11 protein-coding genes and 1 pseudogene are annotated in these 17,641 nt (G+C 72.5%); 6 read left to right on the forward strand and 6 right to left on the reverse strand.

Features of this window, described 5'->3' with window-relative positions:
• Nucleotides 1-14 precede the first annotated feature (14 nt).
• Entirely contained in the window at nt 15-1,118 is a 1,104-nt protein-coding gene (locus HHX33_RS07155) for a winged helix DNA-binding domain-containing protein (protein ID WP_310741255.1), read from the forward strand.
• Nucleotides 1,119-1,196: 78 nt separating this feature from the next.
• Nucleotides 1,197-1,640 (forward strand): SRPBCC family protein, encoded by a 444-nt coding sequence (locus HHX33_RS07160; protein WP_182873888.1) that lies wholly within the window; start codon nt 1,197-1,199, stop codon nt 1,638-1,640.
• A gap of 14 nt (nt 1,641-1,654) precedes the next feature.
• Here the strand turns inward: HHX33_RS07160 and HHX33_RS07165 are convergent, their stop codons facing one another.
• Nucleotides 1,655-2,293, reverse strand: coding sequence for a TenA family protein (locus tag HHX33_RS07165; RefSeq protein WP_182873889.1), 639 nt, complete (start codon nt 2,291-2,293; stop codon nt 1,655-1,657).
• A 225-nt stretch (nt 2,294-2,518) separates the two neighbouring features.
• Here HHX33_RS07165 and HHX33_RS07170 point away from each other — a divergent pair, with 225 nt between their 5' ends.
• The 3 genes from HHX33_RS07170 (at nt 2,519) to HHX33_RS07180 (ending at nt 6,592) form a co-directional block, all read left to right on the forward strand.
• Nucleotides 2,519-4,024: an RICIN domain-containing protein gene (locus tag HHX33_RS07170; protein ID WP_310741256.1), complete on the forward strand. Its 1,506-nt coding sequence runs from the start codon at nt 2,519-2,521 to the stop codon at nt 4,022-4,024.
• 145 nt (nt 4,025-4,169) lie between these two features.
• Nucleotides 4,170-5,435, forward strand: coding sequence for a serine hydrolase domain-containing protein (locus HHX33_RS07175; RefSeq protein WP_182873891.1), 1,266 nt, complete (start codon nt 4,170-4,172; stop codon nt 5,433-5,435).
• A gap of 2 nt (nt 5,436-5,437) precedes the next feature.
• On the forward strand, nt 5,438-6,592 hold the full coding sequence (locus HHX33_RS07180; RefSeq protein WP_220501565.1) for an NAD(P)/FAD-dependent oxidoreductase: 1,155 nt from the start codon (nt 5,438-5,440) through the stop codon (nt 6,590-6,592).
• Nucleotides 6,593-6,631: 39 nt separating this feature from the next.
• Here HHX33_RS07180 and HHX33_RS07185 read toward each other — a convergent pair.
• The 4 genes and pseudogenes from HHX33_RS07185 to HHX33_RS07200 form a co-directional block, all read right to left on the reverse strand.
• A pseudogene (locus tag HHX33_RS07185) lies at nt 6,632-7,051 on the reverse strand (SDR family NAD(P)-dependent oxidoreductase); the annotation flags it as partial.
• Nucleotides 7,052-7,109: 58 nt separating this feature from the next.
• Complete coding sequence (locus tag HHX33_RS07190; RefSeq protein ID WP_182873892.1) at nt 7,110-8,381, reverse strand: glycosyltransferase; 1,272 nt, start codon at nt 8,379-8,381, stop codon at nt 7,110-7,112.
• A gap of 5 nt (nt 8,382-8,386) precedes the next feature.
• Nucleotides 8,387-10,489, reverse strand: coding sequence for an HAD-IIIC family phosphatase (locus HHX33_RS07195; RefSeq protein ID WP_182873893.1), 2,103 nt, complete (start codon nt 10,487-10,489; stop codon nt 8,387-8,389).
• A gap of 80 nt (nt 10,490-10,569) precedes the next feature.
• Nucleotides 10,570-11,493, reverse strand: coding sequence for a TauD/TfdA family dioxygenase (locus HHX33_RS07200; RefSeq protein WP_182873894.1), 924 nt, complete (start codon nt 11,491-11,493; stop codon nt 10,570-10,572).
• A 500-nt stretch (nt 11,494-11,993) separates the two neighbouring features.
• Between HHX33_RS07200 and HHX33_RS07205 the strand changes: the two genes are divergently transcribed.
• Nucleotides 11,994-17,489, forward strand: coding sequence for a non-ribosomal peptide synthetase/MFS transporter (locus HHX33_RS07205; RefSeq protein WP_182873895.1), 5,496 nt, complete (start codon nt 11,994-11,996; stop codon nt 17,487-17,489).
• Here the strand turns inward: HHX33_RS07205 and HHX33_RS35685 are convergent.
• The gene (locus HHX33_RS35685) at nt 17,479-17,607 is read right to left on the reverse strand and encodes a hypothetical protein (RefSeq protein WP_259402222.1); all 129 of its coding nucleotides are present in this window, start codon (nt 17,605-17,607) and stop codon (nt 17,479-17,481) included. The two genes, HHX33_RS07205 and HHX33_RS35685, sit on opposite strands and share 11 nt — an antisense overlap.
• Nucleotides 17,608-17,641: the final 34 nt, after the last annotated feature.

A 17,641-nucleotide genomic window follows, 5' to 3' on the forward strand; every position in this document is an offset into this window, starting at 1 on the left:
GTTAGGTTGACGGCGTGCTCACCCCACGCGTGCTCACCCCCGCCCTGACCACACGTGCGCTCAACCGCGCCCTGCTCGACCGTCAGATGCTGCTGCGCCGCCACACCATGAAGGCGTCGGCCGCGATCGAACGCCTGGTGGGCATGCAGTCCCAGGCGCCCCTGTCGGCGTACGTCGGCCTGTGGACGCGGCTGCTCGGCTTCCGGCACGAGGACCTGACCGATCTGCTCACCGACCGTTCCGTCGTGCGGATCGTGCTGATGCGCGGCACGATCCACCTCGTCAGCGCCGACGACTGCCTGGCCCTGCGCCCGGTCGTGCAGCCCGTCCTCGACCGCTGGCTCCGCACGTCGGTCGCGGGACGCCTGCCGGAGGCCGACCTCCGGGAGGTGGAGACCGCCGCCCGCGCCCTGATGGAGGAGAGACCCCTCACGTTCACCGAGCTCGCCGCACGGCTGGGCGAGCGGTGGCCGGACGGCGAGGCCCTGGCGAGGGCCGTACGCGGGATCGTGCCGCTGGTGCAGGTGCCGCCGCGGGGCGTGTGGGGCGCCTCGTCGCAGGCCCGCCACGTCCCGGCCGAGTCGTGGCTGGGCCGCCCGCTCGGCGACGGCTCGGCCGCCGGGGACATGGTGCTGCGGTATCTCGCCGCCTTCGGACCGGCGTCGCTCGCGGACCTGCGGACCTGGTCCGGCCTGACCGGGCTCCGCTCGGTGGTGAAACGCCTGGACCTGGTGACGTACCGGGACGAGAACGGCGTGGAGCTCCTCGACGTGCCGGGCGCGACGCCGCCGGAGCCGGACGCCGAGGCGCCGGTGCGGTTCCTGCCCGAGTTCGACAACCTGCTGCTCTCACACGCCGACCGGAGGCGCATCATCGCCGACGAGCACCGGCGGCGGGTGTTCACGGTGAACGGGATCGTCCGGGCGACGATCCTGGTCGACGGGTTCGTGGCCGGGCTGTGGCGGATCGAGCGGGCCGGGGAGACGGCGACCCTGGAGATCGAGCCGTTCGCACCGCTGGACTCGGCGGCCCGGGACGCGCTGGCCGACGAGGGTGAGCGCCTGCTCGGGTTCGCCGCGGACGGCGCCACGTCGCACGCGGTCCGCTTCCTGACCTAGCCGACCTGATCCGCGCCTCCGAGGCGGGAGGCGTCCGGCGGCGACGACCGATGCGTAGGGACAGGTATGGGGACAGGCATGGAGACTCTCACGGTGACGGTGGACGCGCAGGCGAGCCCGGAGCGCGTCTTCGCCGTGCTGACCGACTGGTCCCGGCACCACGAGTGGATGCTGCTGACCCGGGCGTGGGTGGTCGAGGGTGACGGCCACAGCAGGGGCAGCAGGCTCGCGGCGACGACCGGGATCGGCCCGCTCTCGTTCCTGGACACGATGGACGTCACCGGCTGGCGCCCCCCGGACGAGGTGGAGGTCCGCCACACCGGCCGGGTCGTCCGCGGGACGGGGAGGTTCCAGGTGCTGCCCCGCCCCGGCGGCGGGAGCAGGATCCTCTGGGAGGAGCACCTGCACCTGCCCTTCGGGGTGGCCGGCCGGATCGGCTGGCGGGTCGCCGGGCCGCTGAGCGCCGTCTTCCTCCGGCTCTCCCTGCGCCGCCTCGCCGCGCTGGCCCTGCGCGCTCCCTGAGACGACCCTGCCGATCAGCCGGCCGCCATGTCGAAGAAGCGGCGCTCCAGGGCGGTCGCGCGGCCGAAGACGTCCAGCACGCGGGCCCGGCCGCTCTCGTCCAGTCCCGGGCCGAGCCGGTCGAGTTCGCCGCGCAGGAAGCCGACCCACGCCTCGAACTCCGGCCCGCTGTGCAACTCGACCCACTCGCGGTGGACGAAGCTCTCGCCCTCGGCGGGGATCCGGGTGGCCCAGCCGAGGTAGGTCCACTCGGCCACGCACAGCACGGCCAGGATCAGCGGATAGTCCTGGCTGAGGCGCACCTCGTCCATCAGCGCGCGGAACTCGATCGTCACCGGTTCCAGCACGGGCGGGGCCGGATCGCCGCCGACCGCGGCGAGCGCGCGGTGGAAGTAGCCGCGCTCGGTGTCGGCCACCGTCTGCCCGAGGAAGCGGCCCACGGCCACCCGCGACTCGAAGGAGTCGGCCGCGGCGACGGCCGCACCGAGCAGCGCCGTGAAGGCGTCCACGAACTGGAAGTCCTGCTCCAGGTAGCGCCGCATGCCGGCGGTGCCGCGGCTGATCGCGGCGGCGAAGGGATGCGTGACCACCGCCGTCCAGTCGGGCTCGCTGCGGTCCCGCAACCACGCGCTGAACACCTGTTCGTCGGTCATTCCCCACTCCTCCCCGGCACGTCCGGCGTGAACGTTTCACGATGATCTCGTACGGCGCGCCGCGTACGCACGAGACCCCGGCGGTGACCGTTGACCACCGCTGGACAGGTCCGTACCTTGAGCCTGGCGTTCCTACTCATGAATGTCGTTCACGTCCATGAATTCCTCGTGGGACCAGGATTCACCCCTCGGTCAGGGGTCCTGCACGACACGCAAGGAGCTCGGGTGAGAACCAGAACCAGAAACGCAGCCGGGGTGGCCGGCGCCGTCGCCGGGATCGTCGCCCTGGTCGGCGGTGTGTTCACCGGCGTCTCCAACGCCGCGCCGACCACCGGCGCCTACCGCATCGTCAACGGCGCCGGCGGCCTGTGCCTCACCGTCCCCGGCAGCAGCGGCTCCGACGGCGTACAACTCACCGTCTCCGCCTGCACCGGCGCGACCAACCAGACCTGGACCCTGTCGGCCCAGGGCAGCGGCGTCCGCCTCACCGCCGGCAACAGCGGCAAATGCGCCGGCGTCACCGGCGCCTCCACCTCCGCCGGCAAAGCCGTCCAACAGGAAACCTGCACCGGCGCCACCTCCCAAACCTGGGAACTCACCGCCTCCGGATCCACCTACCGCGTCATCAACGCCAACAGCGACAAATGCCTCAACACCGCCGACAACTCCACCGCCTCCGGCGCCCTCGTCCAGCAGAACTCCTGCGACTCGGTCGCCACCAAACAGTGGACCCTCCAGCCCACCGGCTCCACCCCGAGCGGGACGCCCACCAGCACCCCGACCTCCACCCCGACGGGGACCCCCACGGGCGGCCCCACCACTCCGCCGACCACCGGGCTGGTCGGCTGGGCGACGCAGGGCGGCGGCACCAGCGGCGGCGCCGGCGGGCCGGCGACGACGGTCACCTCGCTGACCGCGCTCACCGCCGCCGTGAAGGGCGACACCTCGAAGACCGTCCAGATCAACGGCAACTTCACCTGCTCCGAGGACGTACGGGTGGGCGGCAACACCACTCTCGTCGGGGTCGGCGCGAACTCCGGGCTGACCGGCTGCGGCGTCAACATCCGCGACGTCTCCAACGTCGTCGTGCGCAACCTGAAGATCTCCAAGGTTCCGGCCGGCAACGGCAACGGCGACGCGATCCACCTCGACAACGCCAAGCGGGTGTGGCTCGACCACAACGACCTGTCGAGCGACACGAGCCACGGCACCGACTACTACGACGGCCTGCTCGACATCACGCACGGCTCCGACTACGTCACCGTGTCCTGGAACAAGCTCCACGACCACGTCAAGTGCTCACTCGTCGGCCACAGCGACAGCAACGGCTCCGAGGACACCGGGCACCTGCGGGTGACGTACCACCACAACGCGTTCCAGACCTGCGCCCAGCGCAACCCGAGAGTGCGCTTCGGCAACCCGGTCCACGTGTTCAGCAACTACTACTACAAGAACCCGTCGTACACGGACTACAGCTACGGCATCGCCTCCACCTGCGGCGCCGGGGTGCTCGTCGAGGGCAACTACTTCGAGAACGTCGCCGAGCCCACGCACACCTCCGAAGGCTCCTCGCCGGGCGGCTCGATCGTCGCCCGCGACAACTACCTCGTGAACTCCGGCACGCCGCAGACCTCCGGCAGCGTCGCCTCCATCCCGTACTCGTACACGGTCGACAACCCGAGCGGCGTGAAGGCGAACGTCCTCGCCAACGCCGGCACCGGCAGGATCTAGTTCCAGACGCGCAGGAGGCCGCGGCCACCCCGCCGCGGCCTCCGTCACGCCTGTCCGCGCCCCACCGGCCCGGCGGCCTGCCGACCTGTCGGCGCGGTCAGGGCGGCGGTAACGACCGGTCAGAGCTCCCCTAAGATCAACTGTCATGATTTCGGACAGGTTTTCGGTAACCCGGAGGAACACCCTGCGCCTGCTGGCGGGCGGCGCCGCGGCGGGGCTCGCCGCCGGGCTGCCCGCGTCGCCGGCGGGCGCGGCGGCCCGCGTGTGGAGCGTCACCGGCCGCGGCGCGACGTCGCTGAAGCCCTTCGACGACACGCTGAAGCGCTTCATGCAGGCACGGACGATCCCGCACGCGTCCCTCGCCGTGGTCCGCAAGGGCAAACTGGTGCTCGCCAGGGGCTACAACTGGACGGCGGACACCTCGTTCGCGGCCGGCCCCACCTCGCTGTTCCGCGTCGCGAGCCTGAGCAAGCCGGTCACCGCCGCCGCGGTGCTGAAGCTGGCGCAGGACGGCAAGCTCAGCCTCTCGGCCAAGGTGGCGCCGCTGCTGGGGCTGAGCACGACCGCCGATCCGCGCCTCGCCGCCGTGACCGTGACCCACCTGCTCCAGCACCTCGGCGGGTGGGACTCCGAGGTTTCGGGCGACCCGATGTTCAGGGACCGGGTCATCGCGGCGGCGCTCGGCGTCCCGCTGCCGATCACGCAGGCGCAGATCATCGCGCACACGTCCGGTCTCAAGCTCGACCACGCCCCCGGGACGACGTACGCGTACTCGAACTACGGATACGTCCTCCTCCAGAAGATCATCGAGAGGGTGAGCGGCGTCTCGTACGCGAGCTACGTCCAGAGCAAGGTGCTGACACCCCTCAAGATCAAGCGGATGGCGCTCGGCAGGACCGCGAAGAGTCTCCGCAAGTCGGGCGAGGCGCCGTATTTCTCGCAGTACACCGGCAAGAGCGTGATCGACACCTCGAACTCCGTGGTGCCCTTCCCCTACGGCGGGTTCAACCTGGAGAACATGGCCGCCCACGGCGGCTGGCTCGCCACGGCCGTCGACCTGGCCAAGTTCACCACCCTCTTCGACGCGGCCGGCGTGCTGACCTCGGCGTCGATCTCCAAGGCGTTCGCCAAGCCGTCGATCGGGGTCAACTCCGACGGCTGGTACTACGGCCTCGGCTGGCAGGTCCGCCCGGTCACCGGGGGCCGCAACACCTGGCACACGGGGTCGCTGGCCGGCACCTCCACGCTCATGGTCCGGCGCTATGACGGACTGAGCTGGGTGGTGCTGTTCGACCAGCGCGACGACGCCTCGGGACTGAACTACGGGGACATCGACGCCCTTCTCCACACCGCCGCGAACTCGGTGAAGTCGTGGCCCACCACCAGCCTCTTCTCCACGTACGGTCTGTGAATGTGGACGACGTGTGGGACCTCGTGGTGGTGGGCGCCGGACCGGCGGGCTCCGCCGCCGCGCTGCGGGCCAGGCAGCTCGACCCCGGCTGCCGGGTGCTGCTGCTCGACCGGGCGGCCTTCCCCCGGGACAAGCCCTGCGGCGACGGCATCGCGGCGCACGCGCGGCAGGAGCTCGCGCTGCTCGGCCTGCCCGATCTCCTCTCCGACCACCGGCCCACCCCGCGCCTGGCGGTGACGTCGCCCGGCGGGGTCCGGGTCTCGGCCGCGGTCGCGCGGCCCAACCACGTGGTTCCCCGCCGGGTCTTCGACGCCCGGCTGGTCGAGGCCGCCGCGGCGCGCGGCGTGGAGGTGCGCCGGCACCGGGTGCGCACGCTGGCCGTCCGCGACGGGCTCGTCGTGCTCGACGGCGAGGTGGCGGCCCGGGTGGTCGTCGCCGCCGACGGCGCCAACTCGGCCGTACGGCGGCTGATCGGCGTCCCGCCGAGCCCGGACCGGCACACCGCCATCGCGGTGCGCGGGTACGCCGACGTGCCGCCGGACGACGACGTGCAGGTCATCGTCATGCGGAGCGAGGGGTGGCCGGCCTACGCCTGGTCGTTCCCGGTGGGCGACGGCACGGCCAACGTCGGTTACGGGCTGCTGCTGCCGATGCTGAGACAGACCGGCCGGCCGGGGCGCGAGATCCTGCACGGGCGGCTGGACCGGCTGCTGCCCCTGCTCGGCGAGATCAGGTCGCCCGTCCGCGACCTGCGGGCCCACCACCTGCCGCTGTCGAGCGGACGGCCGGTGCCGGGGGCGGGCCGGGTGCTGCTGGCGGGCGACGCGGCGAGCCTTGTCAATCCGCTGACCGGCGAGGGCATCTACTACGCGCTGCTGTCGGGGCGGCTCGCCGCCGAGGCCGCGACCGGCTCGCCGGCGGATCCGCTGCGGGCCTACCGGCGGGCCCTGCGCCGGGCGCTCGGGCGGCACCTGCGCACCACCGACGTGCTCTCCCTGGCCGCCCGCTCCCCCGGCTTCATCGACGCGGCGATCTCCGTGGCCGCCCGCCGCACCGAGGTGTTCGACCTGCTCGTGGACGTCGGGCTCGGCGCGGGCACGGTGCCGCCCCGCCTGGCCGGCGCGGTCACCCTCCGCTGGCTTCGAGACCTCACCTGAGCCGGTTCGCTCAGGCGGACGCCCAGAGATCGCGCCGCGCTCGATCATCCGGCGGGCGGCGCGCTGGGAGCACAGGAACGGCCCGTCCAGGTCGACCGCCACCACCTCTCGCCACCGGTCGTAGCCGATGTCGAGCAGCGGCTCGGCCGTTCCGGTGCCCGCGTTGTTCACCAGCACGCCGAGGCCGCCCAGCTCGCCGGCGAGTTCGTCGATCACCTCGGCGGCGGTCACGGGGTCGGTGAGGTCGTGCCGCCGGACGGCCGCGCGGCGGCCCTGCTCCGCCACCTGCCCGGCCGTCTCCCGCGCACCCTTCTCGTCCTGGTGGTAGGTGACGCCGACGTCGAACCCGTGCGCGGCGAGCGCCACCGCGGTGGCCCGCCCGATCCCCGAGTCGGCTCCGGTGACGATCGCCACCTTGTCATAGTCGAAGCACGAGATCGGCGCCGTCACCTCGCTCATGGGCCTCCCCCTCCGTGGGCGTACGGCGTACCCGGGAGGCCCTCCTTCACACGCCCCTTCAGCCGCGGCGGGCGCGGGCCAGGGCGGCCAGCCGCACCTTCTGCTCGGGGGTGAGCCGGGCCAGCCGCTCGCGCGGGACCGGCCGCCGCAGGATCTCGTCGGCGCCGATCAAAGCCTCCGCGTGGTCGGCGGCTACCCGTACGCCGTCCTCCGACGCGGCGTCGGCCGCGAGCGGGGCGATCCGCTCGCGGTACCCGTCGTCGGCGAGGGCGCGGGCGAGCAGCCCGGCGGCGCGTTCCTCGTCCCAGTGGGACACGGGCAGCCACTCCGCCACACCCGCGCGGTCGAGCCGCTCCGCGTTGTCGGGGCGGTCGACTCCGTGGGCGAGCAGCACCTGCGGGGTCGACGACGCCAGCGCCCGGGCGAGCGTGCCGATCCCGCCGTGGTGGACGACGGCCGCGACACGAGGCATGAACGAGGCGAACGGCGCCGAGGGCACCCACTCCACCCCGTCGGGCAGCGACTCCGGCTGGAACGTCGGGTGCCGGTTCACCAGCAGGGCCCGCCTCCCGATCCGCCGGCACGCGGCGGCCGCCACCTCGTAGAACCGGTCGTGCAGCACCTGGCCGGTGCCACCGGTGATCAGCACGGGCGGCTCGGCCCAGTCGGGGACCGGCCCCTCCGCCGTGTCGCCGAGCACGAACCCGCAGCGTACGGCGTTCGCGGGCGCCGGCAGGCCCGCGGCGTCGAACCACTCCGGCCACAGCACCAGCTGGACCGGGGCGTTGTTCAGGTAGGCGGCCCAGTCGCGGACCGGGCGCAGGCCGAACGTCCGGTAGACCTCGTCGTACCCCTCACCGAGCACGTGCCGGAAGAGGTTGGCGAGGACCGGCAGCGAGACGTACTGGTGGGGCGTGACGGACGCCAGCGCCACCGGGACCCCGTGCAGCTCGGCGGCCATCAGCGCGGCGATGCCCGAGGTGTGCCGGGCTACCACCACCGTCTCCCCCGGCCGGTAGTGCGCCTCGATCATGCGCACCTCCTCGACCAGCAGCTCGAAGAGGCCGTTGCGCCGGTAGAGCCGGAGCACGCCGTCCGGGTCCTTCAGCGGGTCGAGCATGTAGCGCCGGGCGTCGTCCAGGTGCCGGTCGTAGCCCTCCGCGGTGTCGATCGGCAGGTGCCGCAGGCCCGCGGCCGCTATCCGGTCGGCGAACCAGGAGTGCGTGAGCACGGTGACCTCGTGGCCGCGCTCCGCCAGCTCACGCCCGATCCGTATGAAGGGGAGCACGTCGCCGTTCGTGCCGTGGGTGCTCAGCAGCATCGTGGCCATGCGGATCAGCCGTTCCCCGATTCGAGCCCTGATTCGAGCAGGGCGTCGATCTCCTCGTCCGACAGGCCCGCGAGCTCGTCGAGCAGCCCGGCCAGCTCCTCGTCGCCGGTCTCGGCGAGCTGCCGTTCCTCGATCACCTTGGCCACCTCGGCGATGGTGAACGAGGTGGTGTAGAGGGTGTCGAAGGGCAGCTCCACCCCGAACTCGGCGCGCACCCGGGCCATGAACTGCACCAGCCGCAGCGAGTGGCCGCCCAGCTCGAAGAAGCCGTCGTTCACCGAGGTGGGCGGCTTGTCGAGCAGCTCCGCCCACCACCGCATGACGGTCGCCTCGACGGGCGTCGCCCCGGCCACCTCGGTCGCCGGGCGCGCGGCCCGCATCGCGTCCAGGATCGCCTCGGGGCCGGTGAGACGGGTCGCGATCCGCTCGACGGCCGCCCATCCGGCGGGTACGGCCGTCGGATCGATCCGGACGGGCCCCGCTGCCCTCTCCTCAGCAGGGCCCGATGAGTGGGCAGGTGAGTGGACGGGTGAGTGGACGACGGCCGCGGCGTCGGCCGCGGTGAGGACGTACCACGCCGCCTCCTCGCCGTACGGCTCGGCGGTGGCGGGCAGGGTGGCGAGGAAGTCCCTGGCGGGCTGGTTGCGCTCGGTCGCCCGGAACGACAGCGCGACCCAGGCCAGCCCGCGGTCGCGCGCGAGCGCGCCCAGGTGGGCGAGCATGCGGTGCTCGACCCCGCGCCCGAGCGCGCGGCAGCTCAGCAGGAACGCGCCGGCGCGCAGCGTGTCCCCGTCCGTCCGCACGTCGGTGAGGCCGACGACGCCGTAGTCGCCGAACCGGTCGCTGACGTCCACGACGAACGTCTCGTCGCCGTCCAGACGCCGGGTTCCCGAGAGGTTGAACTGGTTGGTCCGCTCGGCGAGCTGGGCGGCCCGCGCCTCGTGCGCGGGGCCGGCCGGGGTGATCGTCACCCGCAGGTCGAGCGTGGCGAAGAAGTCGGCGAGGGACATCTCGCCCCTGGCCTGCTCGCGCCGCCGTTCCTCCTGGTAGCGCCGGGTGCGCTCGCGGTCGGCCTCGGTGACCGCGGCGAGGTCGAGCGGCCAGCAGTGCCGCAGGAAGGCCGCCGCCTCCGCGGCGCGGGGCGGCATCTGGAGGGTCAGCACCTCGGGGCAGCCGGCCCGGACCTCGGCGCACTCGACCGGGCTGTCGTCGAGGAAGACGAAGGAGTCGAGCCCGAGGTTCAGCTCGTCGGCCAGCGAGCGCAGGGCCTGCGACTTGGCCTCCCAGCCGACGCGCATCGCCGTGACGTCGTCCAGGCCGAACGGCAGCCCGGGATGCCGGGCGAAGACCTCGCGGACGTCCTTCTCCTCGTTCTTGCTGCACAGGCACAGCAGCCGGCCCGCCGCGACCTGCCGGGCCAGCTCCCGCCAGATCTCCTCGCGCTCGGGGCCGATCACGACGCCGTCCGGGCCGTCCTCGCCGACCACGCCGTCCCACAGGGTGCCGTCGCAGTCGGCGACGACGACCTTGGGACGCGGGGTGGTCACGGCCTGCAGGCGGCGTACGACCGCCGCGGCGAGCGCGGCGAAGTAGTGGTCGGTGTAGGGAACGTTGCCGGTCCGGTCGGCGAACGCGTCGTGGACGGCCTCCGGGTCCGCGGGCTCGTACGGCTCGGCCGAGGTGAGCACGGCGACCGCGCGGTCGTCCTCCAGCGTCTGGGCCAGCCTGGCGGTCAGGCGCGCGTGGGCGCCGGTCGAGCCGTGTTCGGGCGAGGCGGGGCAGACGGCGACGAGGTGGGGGGTGCCCGCCGCGGCCGCCGACGTCCGGAGCGCGGTGGCCAGGTCGTCCGCGGCGGCGTCGAGAGCGGCCCAGTCCCCGCCGGCCGCATCCGCCGCGCCGGCCGTGAGGTCTTCGGCGCGGACGAGGACGACCACGGCGCCGGCCCGGCCGAGCACGCTGCCCGGGTCGAGCAGGGAGGGGAAGACCTGGTCGTACGGAGCGAAGGCGACGTCCCCCTCGGTCCCCAGCTCGGCGAGCCAGAATCTCAGGGCGTCCCCGAGCGGCTCGGCGGTGAAGGTCGCGGCGACCCCCAAAGCGATCTTGCTCACTGCGGATCCCCTCTCAGCCGGAGACGGCTTGGAAGTCGGAGACGGCGTCGGTCGGCCGTGCTCTCAGTCGGACGGGGCGTTCAGTCGGACATGGCGACGAGGACGCGGCGGGAGCCGGTGAAGGGCCGGCGGCCGTGACCGACGAGCACGTTGTCGATCAGCAGCAGGTCGCCGCTCCGCCAGTCGACGTCCACCGCGTTGTCCAGGCCGCGGTCGCGCGCCTGGATGACGTAGTCGCCGGGGATCGGCGCGCCGTCGGGGAACGTCACGGACTGCGGCAGCTCCTCCGGCGGCATGAGCTCGGCGAGCATCGCGGCGGTCTCGTCGCCGAGCGAGGCGGGGTGCCACTGGTCGGCCTGGTTGAACCACACCTCGGCCCCGGTCACGGGGTGCCGGGTGGTGGACGGCCTGATCTGCGAGACCCGCACGCCGCCGTCGGGCCGCCACTGCCAGTCGGCTCCGATGCCGTCGAGGAACTCGGCCACCTGGTCGCGGTCCTCGGTCTCGAACGTCTCCTGCCAGCTCTTGCCGAGCCCCCGGCCGGCGTGCAGGTTCTGGGTGTAGCGCACGCCCTTGGCGAAGGCCTCCCTGACCTCGTCGTCGAGCGACTCCAGCCAGCGCACGCCGTCCACCACCGGGGTGGCTCCGCCGGTCTCGGCCGCCTTCTCGCAGAAGAACAGCAGCCGGGAGGGCCAGGTGGCGGAGTACGACAACTCGTTGTGCATCGAGATCGTGTACTCGGGCGGGTACTCGGTGGAGGTGTAGACGTTGCCGCCGACCTTGGTGCGGGGCGAGTTGCCGTGGACGTACGCCAGCCGGTTGGGCAGGAGCATGTCCATGACCGGGTCCAGAGTCTCGGGCGTGACGCCGAAACCCCGGAAGACGAGGGCCTTCTCCCGCACGAGCAGATCGCCCACGTCCAGCCCGCGCACGCGCTCGACCAGCCCTTCGGGAGTGGCGGGGCCGTCCGGGTTTATCTCCAGGGGCGTCCAGCCGTCGTTCATGCGTCCTCCTGCTGAGCGATATCCGGCCGTGATCGGCCACGACGACAAGTCGAATTGAGGAGGCAGGCGGGCCCTCGAATAGGCGGCGCCCCTGCGGAAATTCATTCCGGCGGCCAACATAGAACCCCGATAGGGTGCCGCGCAAGAAACAACTTACACGCCTTTTCCGACCACCTCAGTCAGGTTATTCGACACCTCGCTGTGGCACTCGGCAAGGCCTGTGCGGCCGAACCTTCCCTCGTCTGCGCATGATCACGGAAGGTCGATTTCCTCTTACCGAATGTGGCCAACGGCAGGTCAATGTAAGGCTTGCGTTACCAGGATGTATCACGTATCGTAATAATCCTTTCGTGGGAGCGCTCCCATGCGTCCCGCCGCCAAAAGTGGCGAGATATGCGGCGACCCCTGCGGAATTCAACGTTCAAGCGTTTCTCGATCAACCACTTTTCCGTCTGGTCAGTTGGCGCCTGCGCATTTGTGCGCAGAGAGGAGAACGCTCGGTGACGATAACGCCGACGACTGACAACGAGCATCTAATAGCGTCGCTTTCCCCACGCAGGCAGGAGGCGCTGCGCCGGCTGCTCGCCGCCCGGGCGGCCGCCGCGGACGCGATCACGCCACGCGGCGCGGGGCCCGCCCCCTGCTCCTACGAGCAGGCCCAGATGTGGCTCGGCGCCCGTTTCGCCGAAGGCGCCCCGGCGCCGAACGCCACGATCGGCCTGCGGCTCGCCGGCCCGCTCGACGTCCGGGCTCTGACAGTCGCCCTGGACACCCTGGTCGAACGCCACGAGATCCTGCGTACGGTCTACGAGGGCGACGGGCCCGAGCCCCGGCAGGTCGTCCTCGACCCCGGGCCCGCGCCTCTCGACGTCGTCGACCTGCGCGACCTGCCCGAGTCCGAACGCGAGGAGCGGGCCCGCGAGATCACGTCCCGGGCCGCGGTCGAGCGCTTCGACCTGGAGACCGGGCCGGTCCACCGCACGACGCTGGTCCAGCTGGGCGACGAGGACCACGTGCTGATGTTCGTCTGCCACCACATCGCCTGCGACGGGTGGTCGGTCGGCATCATCGTGGACGAGCTCACCACCGTGTACGCCGCCGCGCACGAGGGCCGCCCCGCCGGGGTCGCCCCTCCCCCGCTCCAGTACGCCGACTACGCGGCCTGGTCCCGGCGTGAGCTGACCGGCGAGCGGCGGGAACGGCGGCTCGCCTACTGGCGCGACCGGCTCGACGGCGCCGCCTCCGTCGAACTGCCGATCGCCAGAACCGACCAGGCCGTCCCCGAGGGCAGGCGGAGCGACTGCCACCTGTTCACGCTGCCGGAGGAGGTCCTGCGGGCGCTGCGTGAGGCGGGCGGCCCCGGGACCACGCCGTTCGTGGCCCTGCTCACGGTCTTCTCGATGGCGCTGGCCCGCTACACCGGTCAGGACGACCTGACGATCGCCACCGTCGACGGCGGGCGCCGCCGGGTGGAGCTGGAGCCCGTGCTCGGCTGCTTCGTCAACGCCCTCCCGCTGCGCGCCGACCTGTCGGGCAACCCCTCCTTCCGTGAGGCCGCGGCGGGGGTGCGGCGCCGGCTCGGCGAGGCGCTCACCAACCACCTGCCGTTCTCCGAGCTGGCGGGGGCGCTGCGCGACCGGGACGCCCGCAACTTCTCGCTGTCGACCGTGGGCTTCTCGCTGCGGGTCTTCCGCGACCAGCGCGGGCGCTGGCCGGGGCTGGAGGCGTCGGTCTGGGCGCACGAGGTCGACGACTTCACCTACGACCTCGCGCTGCTGGTGCACCTGAACGGCGGCGGCGACCCCGAGCTCTACCTGACCTACCAGAAGGACCGGTTCGACGCGGACGCGGTCGCCCGGCTCGCCGGGCACTACCGCGCGCTGGCCGAGCGGATCGCCGCCGCCCCGGACACCCCGCTCGCCGACCTGGACCTGCTGACCGACACGGAGCGCGACCTCGCGCTGGGCGCCTGGAACGACTCGGCCCGGCCGTACCCGGACGTGGCCCTGCCCGAGCTGCTGGAGCGGCACGCGGACTCCGATGCGGTCGCGGTCGCGTTCGAGGGCCGCACCACGACGTACGCCGAGCTGCACGCCCGCGCCAACCAGGTCGCCCACCTGCTGCGCGAGCGGGGCATCGGGCCCGAGGACACGGTGGGCGTGCTGCTCGACCGGAGCCCGGAGCTGATCGCCTGCCTGCTCGGCGTGTGGAAGGCCGGCGCGGCGTACCTGCCGATGGATCCCAAGTTCCCCGCGCAGCGCGTCTCGGACATGCTGTCGATCGCCGCGACCCCGCTGGTCCTGACCTCAGCGGGGTACGCGCACCTGTTCGACGGCGTCGACGTGCTGGACGACGTGGTCGACGTGGGGAGCGGCGTGCTCGACGGCCTGCCCGCGGACCCGGTGGGCGTGCCGTACGACATCGACCGGCTGGCGTATGTGATCTTCACCTCGGGGTCGACCGGGAAGCCGAAGGGCGTGCAGGTCACCCACCGCGGCCTGGTGAACCACGTGTGGTGGGCCGTGGAGGACCTGGCGAGCCAGGGCGACGGTGGGGCGCCGCTCTTCGGCTCGGTGGCGTTCGACCTCGTGGTCCCCAACCTGTGGGCGCCGCTCGTCACCGGCCAGCGGGTCACCGTGCTGGCGCAGGACTTCGACATGGGCGAGCTGGGCGCGCTGCTCGTCGCGGGCGGGCCGTACAGCTTCATCAAGTGCACCCCGGGCCATCTGGAGGTGCTCGGCCACCAGATCGACGCCCGGCAGGCCGAGGCGCTCGCCGGCACGATCGTCGTGGCGGGCGAGGCGCTGCCCGGGTCGATGGCCAACCGGTGGATGGAGATGCTCGGCCCGGGGCGGCTCGTCAACGAGTACGGCCCCACCGAGGCGTCGGTCGGCACGTGTATCTACCCGGTGCGGGACGCCCAACTCGTGGAGGTCGTGCCGATCGGGCGTCCGCTGCCCAACATGCGGATGTACGTCCTCGGCCCGAACCGGCGGCTGCAGCCGGTCGGCGTGCCGGGCGAGCTGTACGTCGGCGGCGTGGGCGTCACCCGCGGCTACCTGAACCGGCCCGACCTCACCGAGGAGCGGTTCCTGGCCGATCCCTTCGTGCCGGGCGGGCGGATGTACCGCACCGGCGACCGGGTCGCCTGGGCCCGCGACGGGAACGTGGTCTTCCTCGGCCGCTTCGACGACCAGGTGAAGATCCGCGGCTACCGCATCGAGCTGGACGAGGTCAGGGCGGCGGTGCTCGACCACCCCGGCGTGCGGGACGCGGTCGTCGTCGTGCACGCGTTCACGCCCGAGGACAAGCGGCTCGTCGCCTACTACGTGCCCGAGGCGCAGGAGCCCGGGGACCTCGCGGACCACTGCGCGGCGCGGCTGCCGGAGTACATGGTCCCGTCGATGTTCGTGCCGCTGGAGAGCATCCCGCTCAACGCGAACGGCAAGGTGGACCGCAAGGCGCTGCCCGACCCGGTCGTCCGGGCGACGGAGGACCTGGCGGAGCCGGAGACCGAGACCGAGATCGTGGTGGCCGGGGTCTGGCGGGAGGTCCTCGGCATCGAGGCCATCTCGATCGACAGCGACTTCAACGCGCTGGGCGGCCACTCGCTGCTGCTCATCCGCATGGTCGCCAAGCTGCGTCAGGCGCTGCCCTCCGACGGCTACCAGGTGACCGTGCTCGACGCGATCGCCAACCGCACCGTACGGGAGCTGGCCGCGCTGATCGACAGGGCCAACGGCGCCCCGGAGGGCGCCGCGGGCGAGGGCGCGCGGGGCCTGCTGGTCGAGCTGACCCGGCCGGTGAAGACGCCGACGCTGTCGCTGGTCTGCATCCCTTACGGCGGGGCCAGCGCGATGGTCTACCAGCCGCTGGCCGACGCGCTGCCGGCCGGGCACTCGCTGTTCTCGGTCGCCCTGCCGGGCCACGAACTCGGGGTCGAGGAGAGCCCGATCCCGTTCCACGAGGCCGCGCAGCGGGTCTGCGACGAGGTCGTCGAGCGCGTGCGCGGCCCGGTCGCGCTGTACGGCCACTGCGTCGGCAGCGCGCTGACCGCCGAGATCGCCCGCAGGCTGGAGGCGGCGGGGCGACGCGTCGAGGCCGTCTACACGGGCGGCAGCTTCCCGTTCGCCACCCCCACGAAGGGCCTGAACGGCCTGCTCGGCCGGATCTTCCGCAGCAAGGCGCTGGACAACGCCAACGCGCACGCCAACTGGCTGCGCGCGATGGGCGCCGACCTGCAGGACCTCGACCCCGAGCAGGTCGACCACATCATCAGCACGATGCGGGTGGACGCGCGGGCCGGTGAGGACTACTTCAGCGAGCTGGTCGAGCAGCAGAGCCCGCAGCTGCGCGCCCCGGTGATCTCCATCGTGGGCGACCGCGACGCGCTGACCGACTTCTACGAGGAGCGCTACCGCGACTGGCACTGCGTCTCCGAGACCACCGCGCTGGTCGTGATGGCCGAGGCCGGGCACTACTTCCTCCGGTACCGCACCGAGGAGCTGGCCGCGATCGTCACCACCGCGCACACCTCCGTGGACCGTCCCGAGGAGTGGCACGTCCCGGCGCCCGGCGACACGGCGACCTGGTGGCGGGAGGCCGTCTCTTCCGACCGGAAGGCCGACACGGACGGGCCGCAGCCCACCCTCGGCCGGTTCTTCACGGTGGCGACCGGTCAGATCGTCTCGATGATCGGCGCGGTGATGACCGAGTTCGCCGTGCCGATCTGGGCGTACCTGAAGAACGGCTCGCTGGTGCAGTTCGGCCTGTTCGCCATCGTCGGGCTGGTGCCGGGGCTGATCCTCGCCCCGCTGATCGGCGCGCTGGTCGACCGGTACGACCGCAAACGGGCGATGCTGGTGGCCGACGGCATGTCCCTCGCCGTACAGGCCGGGCTGCTCGCGCTGATGGTCTCCGACACCCTGAACATGCCGCTGCTCTACGGCCTGCTGGTGCTGCTCTCGATATCGGTGACCCTGCAACGGGTGGCCTGGCAGTCGGCGGGCCCGCAGCTCGCGCCCAAGGCCTACCTGCACCACGTGGGAGGGGTCGTCCAGCTCGGCAACGCCGTGGCCCAGCTGATGGTGCCGCTGTTCTCCGTCGCCGTGCTGGCGCTGATCGGCATCGAGGGCATCCTCACGGCCAACGTGGTCTGTTACGCGGCCGCGTTCACGGTGACCCTGCTGGTGCGCTTCCCGGCCAGCATGGCCTGGCGGCGCCGGGAGACCGTCTCCGCCGAGATCCGCAACGGCTTCCGCTACCTGCTCCGGCGGCGGGGCCTGCGGGCGATGGCCTTCACGATGTTCATCGTGAACTTCTTCCTGTTCACCGGGTTCATCATGATCCCGCCGCTGGTGCTGTCGGTCGGCGAGCTGGCCGACACCGGGCGGGTCGCGCTGCTCGCGGGCATCGGGGCGGTCTGCGGTGGCCTGGTCATCACGCTGTGGGGCGGCCCGCGCGACCGCCGGATGTTCGGCATGCTGGCCGCCGCCGGAGTGCTCGGGATCTTCTGCGCCATCGCCGGTCTGCGGCCGTCGCTCATTCTGATCACGCTCGGCGCGTTCGGCATGTCGCTGATGATGACGATCAGCGACGGCATCTGGCTGACGATCATCCACTCGAAGGTGCCGCAGCGCTACCACGCCCGCGTCATCTCGATCAACCGGATGCTCGCGCTGTCGACGCAGCCGGTCGGGCTGGCCGTACAGGCCTGGCTGGTGGGGCTGGTCTTCGAGCCGCTGATGCGGCCGGACGGCGCGCTGGCCGGCTCGGTCGGCAAGGTCCTCGGGGTCGGCGAGGGGCGCGGGATCGGCCTGCTGTACGTGGTCTGCGGGCTGGCCATCGCCCTCACGATCACGATCGCCCTGCGTCACCCGGCGCTGGCGCGGTTCGACCAGGAGACCCCGGACGCCGAGCCCGACGACCTGGTCGGCCTGGAGGCACTGCGCAGCCGCGCCGAGGCGCCGCCCGCGGCGGTCGAGGTCAAGGCCTGACGAAGTGGCTCGCCGGCCGCCGTTCGCGGCGGCCGGCGGCCCGCACGCTGGGCGCCGCCCTCGGGTCCGGCCTGCGGACGGCGCTGTACGTCGTGCCGATCTCGTCGTAAAGCGTCATGATCCCAGTATCGGCACCCCCGGTATCGGCATCC

It is taken from the genome of Microbispora sp. H10670, assembly GCF_014161385.1.
Lineage (GTDB): Bacteria > Actinomycetota > Actinomycetes > Streptosporangiales > Streptosporangiaceae > Microbispora > Microbispora triticiradicis.